The organism is Janthinobacterium sp. PAMC25594 (assembly GCF_019443505.1).
Classification (GTDB): domain Bacteria; phylum Pseudomonadota; class Gammaproteobacteria; order Burkholderiales; family Burkholderiaceae_D; genus Janthinobacterium.
The window spans coordinates 6,100,121-6,112,684 of sequence record NZ_CP080377.1; the positions used below are offsets into that span (position 1 = coordinate 6,100,121).

The 12,564-nt window shown below is 60.5% G+C and carries 11 protein-coding genes and 6 tRNA genes; all 17 read left to right on the forward strand.

What is annotated here, in order from left to right; translation table 11 throughout:
- Positions 1-206: 206 nt before the first annotated feature.
- Positions 207-1,997 (forward strand): translation elongation factor 4, encoded by a 1,791-nt coding sequence (gene lepA, locus KY494_RS27345; RefSeq protein ID WP_096236434.1) that lies wholly within the window; start codon positions 207-209, stop codon positions 1,995-1,997.
- Between the two features lie 3 nt (positions 1,998-2,000).
- Positions 2,001-2,918 (forward strand): signal peptidase I, encoded by a 918-nt coding sequence (lepB, locus tag KY494_RS27350; RefSeq protein ID WP_096236432.1) that lies wholly within the window; start codon positions 2,001-2,003, stop codon positions 2,916-2,918.
- A 74-nt stretch (positions 2,919-2,992) separates the two neighbouring features.
- Positions 2,993-3,808 (forward strand): ribonuclease III, encoded by an 816-nt coding sequence (gene rnc, locus KY494_RS27355; RefSeq protein WP_086140332.1) that lies wholly within the window; start codon positions 2,993-2,995, stop codon positions 3,806-3,808.
- 1 nt (position 3,809) lies between these two features.
- On the forward strand, positions 3,810-4,712 hold the full coding sequence (gene era / locus KY494_RS27360) for a GTPase Era (protein ID WP_116745007.1): 903 nt from the start codon (positions 3,810-3,812) through the stop codon (positions 4,710-4,712).
- Positions 4,713-4,740: 28 nt separating this feature from the next.
- Positions 4,741-5,565, forward strand: coding sequence for a DNA repair protein RecO (gene recO / locus KY494_RS27365; RefSeq protein WP_219134522.1), 825 nt, complete (start codon positions 4,741-4,743; stop codon positions 5,563-5,565).
- Between the two features lie 42 nt (positions 5,566-5,607).
- On the forward strand, positions 5,608-6,369 hold the full coding sequence (pdxJ, locus tag KY494_RS27370) for a pyridoxine 5'-phosphate synthase (RefSeq protein ID WP_141170034.1): 762 nt from the start codon (positions 5,608-5,610) through the stop codon (positions 6,367-6,369).
- A gap of 9 nt (positions 6,370-6,378) precedes the next feature.
- Positions 6,379-6,780: a holo-ACP synthase gene (acpS, locus tag KY494_RS27375; RefSeq protein WP_099763141.1), complete on the forward strand. Its 402-nt coding sequence runs from the start codon at positions 6,379-6,381 to the stop codon at positions 6,778-6,780.
- 7 nt (positions 6,781-6,787) lie between these two features.
- Positions 6,788-8,668: an excinuclease ABC subunit UvrC gene (gene uvrC, locus KY494_RS27380; protein WP_219134524.1), complete on the forward strand. Its 1,881-nt coding sequence runs from the start codon at positions 6,788-6,790 to the stop codon at positions 8,666-8,668.
- A gap of 125 nt (positions 8,669-8,793) precedes the next feature.
- Positions 8,794-9,378 carry a CDP-diacylglycerol--glycerol-3-phosphate 3-phosphatidyltransferase gene (pgsA, locus tag KY494_RS27385; protein ID WP_219134525.1) on the forward strand — a complete coding sequence of 195 codons (585 nt, stop codon included), beginning with the start codon at positions 8,794-8,796 and terminating at the stop codon, positions 9,376-9,378.
- Between the two features lie 131 nt (positions 9,379-9,509).
- A tRNA-Gly gene (locus KY494_RS27390) sits at positions 9,510-9,585 on the forward strand.
- A gap of 92 nt (positions 9,586-9,677) precedes the next feature.
- Positions 9,678-9,753, forward strand: a tRNA-Gly gene (locus tag KY494_RS27395).
- A gap of 70 nt (positions 9,754-9,823) precedes the next feature.
- A tRNA-Gly gene (locus tag KY494_RS27400) sits at positions 9,824-9,899 on the forward strand.
- A gap of 56 nt (positions 9,900-9,955) precedes the next feature.
- Positions 9,956-10,031: transfer RNA gene (locus KY494_RS27405), tRNA-Gly, on the forward strand.
- 89 nt (positions 10,032-10,120) lie between these two features.
- Positions 10,121-10,196, forward strand: a tRNA-Gly gene (locus tag KY494_RS27410).
- Positions 10,197-10,238: 42 nt separating this feature from the next.
- Positions 10,239-10,312 (forward strand) — tRNA-Cys (locus KY494_RS27415).
- 258 nt (positions 10,313-10,570) lie between these two features.
- Positions 10,571-12,058, forward strand: a complete 1,488-nt coding sequence (locus KY494_RS27420; RefSeq protein WP_219888967.1) for a SulP family inorganic anion transporter — start codon at positions 10,571-10,573, stop codon at positions 12,056-12,058.
- A 33-nt stretch (positions 12,059-12,091) separates the two neighbouring features.
- Entirely contained in the window at positions 12,092-12,544 is a 453-nt protein-coding gene (locus KY494_RS27425) for a hypothetical protein (protein ID WP_219888968.1), read from the forward strand.
- Positions 12,545-12,564: the final 20 nt, after the last annotated feature.

The following is a 12,564-nucleotide window of genomic DNA, read 5'->3' on the forward strand; positions in this document are numbered from 1 at the left end:
TCCGGTAAAATGGGGAGGTCGAAAAAGCTACTGTCCGAGGCAGCAGCTTCTGTCGCTTCAAAAGCGCTCGCCTGGGCATGCAGATGTCCTGCTCGGAGCGCTTTTTTCATCATGAGCGGGGCGCCTGGTTTTGGCCCTCTTTGGCCCGGACATGATCCCCTTGATTCCTGTTAAAGCAGTGTTGTCACTCGCACATATATTAGTTAATGAATAACATACGCAACTTCTCCATCATCGCCCATATTGACCACGGTAAATCGACCCTGGCTGACCGCATCATTCAATTGTGCGGCGGCTTGTCCGACCGCGAGATGGAGGCGCAGGTGCTCGATTCGATGGATCTGGAGCGCGAGCGCGGCATTACCATCAAGGCGCAAACGGCGGCCCTGCACTACAAGGCGCGCAATGGCCAGATCTACAACCTGAACCTGATCGATACGCCGGGCCACGTCGACTTCAGCTATGAAGTGTCGCGCTCGCTGTCGGCGTGCGAAGGCGCACTGCTGGTGGTGGACGCGTCGCAAGGCGTGGAAGCGCAAACGGTCGCCAACTGCTACACGGCGCTGGACCTGGGCGTGGAAGTGGTGCCCGTCCTGAACAAGATCGACTTGCCGAACGCGGATCCACCGAACGCCATTGCCGAGATCGAAGACGTGATCGGCATCGACGCGGCCGACGCCGTGCATTGCTCGGCCAAGACGGGCTTCGGCGTGCTGGACGTGCTCGAGCAACTGATCGTCAAGGTGCCGCCACCGAAGGGCGACCCCGATGCGCCGCTGCAGGCGCTGATCGTCGATTCCTGGTATGACGCCTATGTGGGCGTGGTGATGCTGGTGCGCGTGGTCAACGGCACCCTGAAACCGAAAGACAAGATCCGCTTGATGGCCACCGATTCGGTGCAGCTGGTGGAAGACATCGGCGTGTTCTCGCCCCGTTCGCAATCCTTGCCGCAACTCTCCGCTGGCCAGGTGGGCTTCATCATCGCCGGCATCAAGGAATTGAAAGCGGCGAAAGTGGGCGATACCGTCACCCTGGTCAGCCGTCCTGCCGCCGCGCCATTGCCGGGCTTCAAGGAAGTGCAGCCGCAAGTGTTCGCCGGCCTGTTCCCTGTGGAAGCGAACCAGTACGACGCGCTGCGCGACTCGCTGGAAAAGCTGAAACTGAATGACGCGGCCCTGATGTACGAGCCGGAAGTGTCGCAGGCGCTGGGCTTCGGCTTCCGCTGCGGCTTCCTGGGCTTGCTGCACATGGAAATCGTGCAGGAACGCCTCGAGCGCGAGTTCGACATGGACCTGATCACCACGGCGCCCACCGTGGTGTATGAAGTGATCCAGCGTGACGGCACCTTGATCAACGTCGACAATCCATCGAAGATGCCCGATCCGTCGCGCATCGAGGAAGTGCGCGAGCCTATCGTCACCGTCAATCTGTACATGCCGCAAGAATACGTGGGCTCCGTGATTACCCTGTGTATCGGCAAGCGCGGCATCCAGATGGACATGAGCTACCACGGCCGCCAGGTCAAGCTGGTCTACGAAATGCCGATGGCCGAGATCGTGCTGGACTTCTTCGACCGCCTGAAATCGACATCGCGCGGCTATGCCTCGATGGATTACGAGTTCAAGGAATACCGCGCCGCCGACGTGGTCAAGGTCGACATGCTGATCAACAGCGAAAAAGTCGATGCGCTGGCCATCATCGTCCACCGTTCGAACAGCCAGTACCGTGGCCGCCAGGTGGCTGCCAAGATGCGCGAACTGATTCCGCGCCAGATGTTCGACGTGGCGATTCAAGCGACCATCGGCGCCAACATCATTTCGCGCGAGAACGTGAAAGCCTTGCGCAAGAACGTCTTGGCCAAGTGCTATGGCGGCGACATCAGCCGCAAGAAAAAATTGCTGGAAAAACAAAAAGCGGGTAAGAAACGCATGAAGCAAGTGGGTTCCGTGGAGATCCCGCAAGAGGCATTCCTGGCAATTTTACAAGTGGATGGTTAATCAATGAACCTGCAAGTGATTTTAGGAAATTTTGCTTTAATCCTGTTCGTGCTGATGGTGTTGACGGGCCTGGTCTGGTGCCTGGATGTGTTTTATCTGTCCAAGCAGCGCCGCAAGGCGGCCGACCGCGCCCTGGCGGAGTTCGATGCGCGCCAGTCCAAGCTGGCCGCCGAGGGCATCAAGTCCGATGCGGGCGGCAGCCGCGCGACCATCGAGGCGGCGCTGTTGCGCCAGCCGACCTGGGTCGAGTATTCGGGCAGCTTCTTCCCCGTCATCGCCCTCGTGTTCTGCCTGCGTTCGTTCCTGTACGAGCCGTTCAAGATCCCGTCGAGCTCGATGGTGCCGACCTTGCTGGTCGGTGATTTGATCCTGGTCAACAAGTTCACCTATGGCATCCGTTTGCCGATCGTCAACAAGCGCATCATTGAAGTCAATGATCCGCAACGCGGCGACGTGATGGTGTTCAAGTATCCGAAAGATATGTCGCAAGACTACATCAAGCGCGTGATCGGCGTACCCGGTGATAAAATCACCTATGAAAACAAGCGCTTGACGGTCAACGGCAAGGAAGTGCAGTACACCCCGCTGGACGACTACCTCGACGATGAAAGCACGGTCTACCACAAGCAGCTGGAAGAAAATCTGACGGGCGTGAGCCACCGCATCCTCAACGACGAGCCTGCTCCCACGTTGAACTTGCGCGAAGTGAAGGATTTCCCGCACAAGGATGCGTGCAACTACAACGAAGATGGTTTTACGTGTGTGGTGCCACAAGGCAACTACTTCATGATGGGCGATAACCGCGACAATAGCGCGGACAGCCGCTACTGGGGCTTCGTGCCGAACGAGAACATCGTCGGCAAGGCTTTCCTGGTGTGGATGAACTTCAGCAACCCGAAACGCGTGGGCGGCATCCACTAGGCCGCCCCTATGGCCGCCGCGCCGATTCCCCGCGCGGCGGCCAGCCGAATTACTCAGATGATACAGAAACAACAATGAATCTTCAGCTATTGCAAACCCGTTTAGGCTATACGTTCCAGGATGCTGGCCTGTTGCAGCAAGCCTTGACGCATCGTAGCCACAGCAGTTTGCATAATGAGCGGCTGGAATTCCTCGGCGACTCCATTCTCAACTGCGTGGTCGCTTCCATCCTGTACGAACGCTTCAAGACCATCGACGAGGGCGACCTGTCGCGCTTGCGCGCGAATTTGGTGAAGCAGCAGTCGCTGTATGAAATCGCGCAAAAGCTGGAATTGTCGCAATTCCTGCGCCTCGGTGAAGGCGAGCTCAAATCGGGCGGTTTCCGCCGTCCCTCGATCCTCGCCGATACGCTGGAAGCCTTGCTGGGCGCGATTTTTCTCGATACGGGCTTCGATGCGGCCAGCACGGTGATCCGCGCCTTCTACATTCCCATCCTCGACTCGGTCGATCCGCAAACCCTGGGCAAGGATGCCAAGACCCTGCTGCAGGAGTTTTTGCAAAGCAAGAAAATTTCGCTGCCACAGTACAACGTGGTGGCCACCCATGGCGCCGCCCACAGCCAGGAATTCGAGATCGAATGCCTGGTGCCGAAATTGAATATCCAGGTCTACGGCCGTGGCGGAAGCCGCCGCGCCGGTGAGCAAGCCGCCGCCAAACTGGCGCTGGACGTGGCCGAGCAGGCGCTGTTGAAGTCGCCTGCCGCCAGCCGCAAGCCGAAACCGCGCGCCGCCCAGCTCAAACTGGCCGGCATTGCCACCATCCAGAGCGACGACGCGCAAGCTCCTGCAGCCCCGGCGATCGCCGCTCACACTAAACAGAATCGACACTAGCATGATAGCCACCAAAATGCCCGACAACTTCCGCTGTGGCTATATCGCCATCGTGGGCCGCCCCAACGTGGGCAAATCGACCCTGATGAACGTGCTGATCGGCGCGAAGGTCAGCATCACTTCGCGCAAGGCGCAAACCACGCGCCACCGCATCACGGGCATCCAGACGGTGCCGGACGCGCAGTTCATCTACGTCGACACGCCCGGTTTCCAGACGCGCCACTCGAACGCGCTGAACAAGACGCTGAACAAGACCGTCACGAACACGCTGATTTCCTCGGACGTGATTTTGTACGTGATCGAGGCGGGCACCTTCGGCCCGGCCGACCAGCAAGTGATGGACCTGCTGCCGAAGGAAGTGCCATGCATCCTCGTCATCAACAAATCCGACCGCGTCAAGGACAAGGCTGTATTGTTGCCGTTCGCGCAAAAGATCGCCGCCATGCGCGACTTCGCCGCCATCGTGCCCGTGTCCGCCAAGCTGCATTTCCAGCTGGAAGGCTTGCAGAACGAGATCAAGCGCTTCTTGCCGGAGAACCAGCCCATCTTTGGCCCGGACGACATCACGGACCGCAGCGAAAAATTCCTCGCCTCGGAAATCGTGCGCGAAAAACTGTTCCGCTTCGTGGGTGACGAACTGCCGTACACGAGCACCGTGCTGATCGAGAAATTCGAGCAGGAAGGCGATCTGCGCCGCGTGTTCGCCGCCATCCTGGTCGAGCGCGATACGCATAAATCCATGGTCATCGGCAACAAGGGCGCGCGCCTGAAGGAAGTCTCCACCCAGGCCCGCCTGGACATGGAAAAGCTGTTCGGCGGCCCCGTGTACCTGGAAATCTGGATCAAGGTCAAGTCGGGCTGGGCCGATAACGAGGCGGGCTTGCGCGCCTACGGCTACGAGTAATCCGCAACCCGGGGGCGACGCTACACGCATGAGCACCACCACGCCAGCGCAGCCTGACTTCGCGCCAGCTTCACTCGCCGTCCCCGCGCCGCCGGCCGCACCTTCCGCACCGCCTCCCCGGCGCAGCCGTCCGCCCGCGCGCGACGGCCGCATCACGGGCCAGCCAGCCTTCGTGCTGCACAGCTACCCGCATAAAGAAACCAGCCTCATCGTCGACGTGTTTACGCGCGAGTACGGCCGCATCGCGCTCGTCGCCAAGGGCGCCAAGCGGCCCCATTCGCAGTTGCGCGGCGTGCTGCAGACGTTCCAGCCGCTGCAGGCGGGCTGGACGGGCAAATCCGAGCTGCGCATTCTCACCGGTGCCGAATGGGTGGGCGGCATGTTGCCGCTGGAAAAGACCGCCTTGCTGTGCGGCTTCTATCTGAACGAATTGCTGGTCAAACTGCTGGCGCGCGACGACCCGCATCCCGTCCTGTTCGACCACTACGTTGCTACCTTGAATCAACTGGCGCACAATGAGCCGCCGCCCATCGTGCTGCGCAAGTTCGAGCGCGCCTTGCTCAAGGAAACGGGCGTGGCGGCCGACCTGACGCGCTGCACGGGCACGCGCCAGGCCGTCGAGGCGGGGCAGGTGTACGTGGTCGACCCGGAACGGGGGCCGCGCCCGGCACGCGCCAGCGATGCCTGGCCGAAGATCACGGGCAAGACCCTGCTCGACATGGAGCGCGAAGATTATGTTGACGTGGCCACGCAGGCGCAAAGCAAGCTGCTGATGCGCTTTTTGCTGGCCCATCAACTGGGTGGCGCCACCTTGAACACGCGCCAGATACTGATCGATTTAATGCAGCTGTAGCGCTGGATTGTTGCGCGACAGCACTTTACGGATACCATCACTATGAGCTTTTTGCAGCCTTCCGGCCCCGTCATCGACCTGGGCGTCAATATCGACCACGTGGCCACCTTGCGCAATGCGCGCGGCACGGCCTACCCGGACCCGATCCGCGCGGCCCTGCTGGCCGAACAGGCGGGCGCCGACGCCATCACCCTGCATTTGCGCGAAGACCGCCGCCACATCAAGGATGCGGACGTGATCGCCATCGCGCCGCAGTTGCTCACGCGCATGAACCTGGAAGCGGCCGTGACGCAGGAAATGATCGATTTCGCCTGCCGCATCCGCCCGGCAGATGTGTGCCTGGTGCCGGAAAAACGCACGGAAGTGACCACCGAAGGTGGGCTGGACGTGGTGCGCTACTTCAAGGAAGTGCAGGCTGCCGTCAAGCAATTGCAGGGCGAGGGCATCCGCGTGAGCCTGTTCATCGATGCCGACGAGCAGCAGATCGCCGCCGCCGCCGAACTCGGTGCGCCCGTGATCGAGCTGCACACGGGCCGCTACGCCGATACGGCGGGCGCCGAGCAATTGGCCGAGCTGGAACGCATCAAGGCGGGCGTGCTGTTCGGCGTGGGGCGTGGCTTGAAGGTCAATGCGGGCCACGGCTTGCATTACACCAACGTGCAGGCGATTGCCGCCATTCCTGACATTACCGAACTGAACATCGGCCACGCCATCGTCGCGCATGCCGTGTTTGTCGGCTGGGAAAACGCCGTGCGCGAAATGAAGGCCATCATGGTGGCTGCGCGCCTGGGCAACAAGGCATAGGACAAGCCCATGATCTACGGCATCGGCACCGACATCTGTAAGATTCCCCGCATCGAGGCGGCATTGGCGCGCCATGGCGAGCGTTTCGCGCAGAAAATACTGGGGCCGCAGGAGATGGAGAAATTCCGCGCCCGCAGCGCGAAAAACGCCGTGCGCGGCGTGCGTTTCCTGGCCACCCGCTTCGCGGCCAAGGAGGCGTTTTCCAAGGCCATCGGCCTGGGCCTGCGCATGCCGATGACGTGGCCCGCCGCGCAGATGCTGAATCACCCCAGCGGCAAGCCGATGATCGTCTGCAGCGGCGTGCTGGCGGACTTCATGGAGAAAAACCGGCTGAGCGCGCAAGTGACGATCAGCGATGAAGAAGAGTATGCGGTCGCGTTCGTGATCGTGGAGCAAGCAGCGCAAGAATGAGCCAGCAATGACCGAAGCAAGCCCAGAACCGAACTTGGCGGAAACGCCACCCGATCCCCGCGCGCAGGTGCTGGCCACCGTCGCCAAGCTGCCGAATTTGCCCGGCGTGTACCGCTATTTCGACGCCGCCGACAAGGTGTTGTACGTTGGCAAGGCGCGTGACCTGAAAAAGCGCGTGTCCAGCTACTTCCAGAAGAACCTGGCCAGCCCCCGCATCGCCATGATGGTCGAGCGCATCGCGCGCCTGGAAACCACCGTCACGCACAGCGAAGCGGAAGCCCTGATCCTGGAAAACAATCTGATCAAGGCGCTGCAGCCGCGCTACAACATCCTGTTCCGCGATGATAAATCGTATCCGTATCTGAAAATCACGAACGGGGATGCGCCGCGCATGGTGTATTACCGGGGCGCGGTGGACAAGAAAAATCAGTATTTCGGGCCGTTCCCCAGTTCCTGGGCCGTCAAGGAATCGATGCAGATCCTGCAAAAGGTGTTTCTCATCCGCACCTGCGAGGACAGCGTCTACGCCAACCGTACGCGTCCCTGCCTGCTGCACCAGATCGGCCGCTGCAGCGCGCCGTGCGTGGATCTGATCAGCAAGGAAGACTATAAAAACGACGTGGAAAACGCGGCGCGCTTCCTGCGCGGGCGCCAGAGCGAAGTGATGGCGGACCTGGAAAAGAAGATGCACGCGTTTGCCGCCGAGCTGAAATTCGAGCAGGCCGTGGTGGTGCGCAACCAGATCGCCTCGCTGTCGCGCGTGCTGCACCAGCAAAGCATGGAAACGACGGGCGACGCCGACGTCGATATCCTCGCCGTGCTGGTGCAGGGCGGACGCGCCTGCGTCAACCTGGCGATGGTGCGCGGCGGGCGCCACCTGGGCGACCGCGCCTACTTCCCCAGCCAGCTCAGCGATGCGGCGGCGATTGCCGAAGAGCCGATCGAGGTGGAAGTGCTGGCCGCCTTCCTGGCCCAGCATTACACGGAAAAATTCATCCCCGGCACCCTGATCCTGAATATCGAATTCGACCAGCCGGCCCTGATGGTGGCGCTGATGGAGCAGTGCGGCCACCGCATCAACCTGATCTTCCAGCCGCAGGGACAGCGCCGCCAGTGGCTGGAGATGGCGCAAAAGGGCGCCGAGATTTCGCTGGCGCGCTTGTTGTCGGAGCAGGGCTCGCAGCAGTCGCGCACGCGCGCGCTGGCCGAGGCGCTGCGCCTGGAAACGGAAGACCTCGACAGCCTGCGCGTCGAGTGTTTCGACATCAGCCACACGCAGGGCGAAGCGACGCAGGCATCGTGCGTGGTGTTCCACCATCACGCCATGCAGAATGGCGAATACCGGCGCTACAACATCAACGACATCACGCCCGGCGACGATTACGCGGCCATGCGCCAGGTCCTGATGCGCCGCTACGAAAAGGTGGCCAATGGCGACGGCGTGATGCCCGACGTGGTGCTGATCGATGGCGGCAAGGGACAGATCGAAATGGCGCGTCAGGTGTTTGCCGAGCTGGGACTCGATATCAGCTTGATTGTCGGCGTGGCCAAGGGAGAAGGGCGCAAGGTGGGCCTGGAAACCCTGCTGTTCGTCGATGGCCGCGCGGCGCAGGAACTGGGCAAGGAATCGGCGGCGCTGATGCTGATCGCGCAAATCCGCGACGAGGCGCACCGCTTCGCCATTACCGGCATGCGCGCCAAGCGGGCCAAGACGCGCCAGACCTCGCGCCTGGAAGAGATCGAAGGCATCGGCGCCAAGCGCCGCCAGAAACTGCTGTCGCGCTTTGGCGGCTTGCGCGGCGTGGTCGATGCCAGCGTCGAGGATCTGATGTCGGTGGAGGGGATTTCCACGCAGCTCGCGGAAGAAATTTACAAGCAGCTGCATTAATCAAGACAGGCCTGGTCCGGTGCCGCGGCAACCGGACTAGGCTAATACCGTGGGGCCATGTAGACTAGTGGCGCTTCTTCACGCTTTCTTCATGTTCAATTTACCCGTCGGCCGATTGCTTCCTTATGCCTTTTAATATTCCCATTCTTTTGACCTGGCTGCGCGTGGCCCTGATCCCGCTCGTCGTCGGCGTGTTTTACCTGCCGCCGTCGATGCTGCTGCATGGCGACCAGAACCTGGTTGCCACCCTGGTTTTCATTGTTGCCGCCGTGACCGACTGGTTCGATGGTTTTCTCGCGCGACGCTGGAACCAGACCTCGGCCTTTGGCGCCTTCCTCGACCCGGTCGCCGACAAGCTGATGGTGGCGGGCGCCTTGCTGGTGCTGGTGCAGCTGGACCGTGTCAATGCCGTGCTGGCCTTCATCATCATCGGCCGCGAAATCACCATTTCCGCTTTGCGCGAATGGATGGCGCAGATCGGCGCATCGAAATCGGTGGCCGTCAGCTCGATCGGCAAGATCAAGACGGCCGCGCAAATGACGGCCATTCCCTTGTTGCTGTACCACGAAGTGATCTTCGGCGCGGTCGACACGCACGTGTGGGGCGAGCGCCTGTTGTGGATCGCCTGCGTGCTGACGGTATGGTCGATGTTCTATTATTTGCGCCTGGCATGGCCGCTGATCAAGGAAAAGGCCGGCAACTTGCATTGAATTGTTTAGCCCAAACGCAAGAGCTGGGGTCAGACCCAAAGGGTCCGACCCCAAATATTTTGCAAAAGACCAGATATTGCCCGTTGACAGCCCCTGTAAATCCTTTACAATGCTGGCCTGTTGTTGATGACGCGGGAGTAGCTCAGTTGGTAGAGCGCAACCTTGCCAAGGTTGAGGTCGAGAGTTCGAGCCTCTTCTCCCGCTCCAGTTTTCTGGATCGTGTCATAGGTAAAAACAGCAGATGCAGCAAAAAGTAGTACTGGCGATGTGATAGAGCTTCTGATACAATGTGGTCCACTGCGGGAGTAGCTCAGTTGGTAGAGCGCAACCTTGCCAAGGTTGAGGTCGAGAGTTCGAGCCTCTTCTCCCGCTCCAGTGTATGCTGGTTCAGCAGTGCTCGAAGGTAGTAATGGCGCAGTAAAAAGAAGTAGAATGATGTTGCAAAGCGGGAGTAGCTCAGTTGGTAGAGCGCAACCTTGCCAAGGTTGAGGTCGAGAGTTCGAGCCTCTTCTCCCGCTCCAGTAAAAGCTCGAAGCAGTATAGTAATTGGCGTAATAACAGTAAATGAAAGCTCCATGCGGGAGTAGCTCAGTTGGTAGAGCGCAACCTTGCCAAGGTTGAGGTCGAGAGTTCGAGCCTCTTCTCCCGCTCCAGAATTCTAAGGGGAAGCTAAGCTGGCTTCCTTTTTTTATCCGCCGCAAAGCAGTCATGCGGCGTGATTAAGCGGTAAACAAGCTCCAATGCGGGAGTAGCTCAGTTGGTAGAGCGCAACCTTGCCAAGGTTGAGGTCGAGAGTTCGAGACTCTTCTCCCGCTCCAGTTTTCAAGGTGGGCCGCAAGGCGCATCCAAGCAGTTCCTCTGGCGAGGTAGCAAAGAGGTTATGCAGCGGCCTGCAAAGCCGTTTAGACGGGTTCGATTCCCGTCCTCGCCTCCAGATGAAAAAAAATAGCCCACTTTCGAGTGGGCTATTTTTTTGCCCGCTGTGCATCTTGTATAATGCCAGCAAGCTCAGCCGCGCCGCCTGGCGCCTTGATGAAACTTCCCCCTTTCCGCCATACCGATGTAGTCACTGACGACTTTTCTGTTCCGTTCAAGCTCAGCGCAGCTTTTCTGTGACGCCCGCTGGCATGGCTGCGCCCGATTATTTTCCATCAGGCCGGTATTTCCCCGTTCCGACCCTGGATTTGAATCAATGATCAACGCAACATTTCGGGAAGAGTGGTTCTCGAATCTACAAAAAAACGTCCTGGCTGGCCTGACCACCTCATTCGCCCTGGTGCCCGAATGCATCGCCTTCGCCCTGGTGGCGCAGTTGAATCCCCTGATGGGCCTGTATGGCGCCTTCATCATTTGCGCATTGACGGCCATCTTTGGCGGGCGCCCCGGCATGATTTCGGGCGCCGCAGGTTCCATGGCCGTCGTCATCGTGGCGCTGGTAGCGCAACATGGCGTGCAATACCTGCTGGCCACCGTGGTGCTCAGCGGCATCATCATGGCGCTGTTCGGCATCTTGCGCCTTGGGAAATTGATCCGCATGGTGCCCTACCCGGTGATGCTGGGCTTTGTGAATGGCCTGGCCATCGTCATCGCCATGGCGCAGCTGGAACACTTTCGCCAGGCCACGCCGCACGGCGAAACCTGGCTGCAAGGCACGCCCTTGCTCGTGATGGGCGCGCTGGTGGCGCTGACCATGGCCATCGTCTACGTGCTGCCGCGCATCACAAAGGCCGTGCCACCCGCGCTGGTGGCCATCCTGGGCGTGGGCCTGCTCAGCCATTTTTTGCACCTGCCCACGCGCACCCTGGGCGACCTCGCGCATATCGCCGGCGGCTTGCCGGCCCTGCATTGGCCCAGCGTGCCGCTGGACATGGCGACCCTGCACATCATTTTCCCGTATGCGGCGCTGATGGCCATGGTGGGCTTGCTGGAAACCTTGCTCACTTTCAATCTCACCGATGAGATAACGGAAACGCGGGGCCAGCCGAACCGCGAATGCATCGCCCTCGGTGCCTCGAATGTCGTGTCGGGACTGTTTGGCGGCATGGGCGGCTGCGCCATGATCGGGCAGACCATGATCAACCTGAGCTCGGGCGGGCGCTCGCGCCTGTCGGGCGTGACGGCCGGCGTGATGATTTTATTGTTCATCCTGTTCCTCTCGCCGCTGATCGAGCGCATCCCGCTGGCCGCGCTGGTGGGCGTGATGTTCGTGGTGGCGCAGCAGACGTTTGCCTGGGGTTCCTTGCGCGTGCTGGGCAAGGTACCGTTGCAGGATGCGCTGGTGATCGTCGCCGTGACGGTCATCACGGTGTTCACGGACCTGGCGATGGCCGTGCTGTGCGGCATCGTCATCGCCGCCTTGAATTTTGCCTGGCAACATGCACGCGACATGCGTGCCGACATCGATGACAGCAGTCCTGGCATGCGCGTCTACTTGCCGCACGGCACCCTGTTTTTCGCCTCGGCCACGCACTTCCAGGAGCTGTTCCAGCCGGCGGACGACCCGGCGCGCGTGACTCTCGATTGCCGGCATCTGCACATGGCCGATCACTCGGCCATCGCCGCCATCGAGGCGCTGTATGAGCGCTACGACAAGGCGGGCAAGTACCTGCAGGTGACGCAGTTGTCCGCCCGCAATGAGGCCTTGCTGCAGCGGGCCGGAGTGGATGTGAGCGTGGCGTAAAATAGGGGATTGCTGAATGTCTGTGGAGTGTGAATGCTGTCGAACGAACAAGAACAATTGCTGCAACAAAGCCAGGCGGGTTTCGATGCCTACTATGACGCGCTGGGCGCCTCGCTGGTGAACTTTGTCGAGCGCCTGGGCATCCAGCCGGCGCACGAAGTGTTGACGAACGCGGCCGAATACCTGCCGTACATCGATGCGGCCATGCGCACCATCGTCATCCGCGACGAGAGCTGGCAATGGGTGAAAACCATGCTCGGCTACTTTATCGGCGAATACTTCGTGCAAGGCCATGCGGGCTGCTGGTATGTGGAAACGCGGGTGGAATCACCGCATTTCTGTCGCATCATGGTGGGCGGCTTCGAGCATGGCTTGTCGCCGGACGCCGCCATCGATCCGGAACAATTGGCGCTCGATTTCCTGGCGCAGGCGGTGCCGCGCGAGCTGGCTACCCTGGTCGCGGATGCGCAAGCCCGCCTGAGCTGATTTGCTGTCGAGAAGGATGC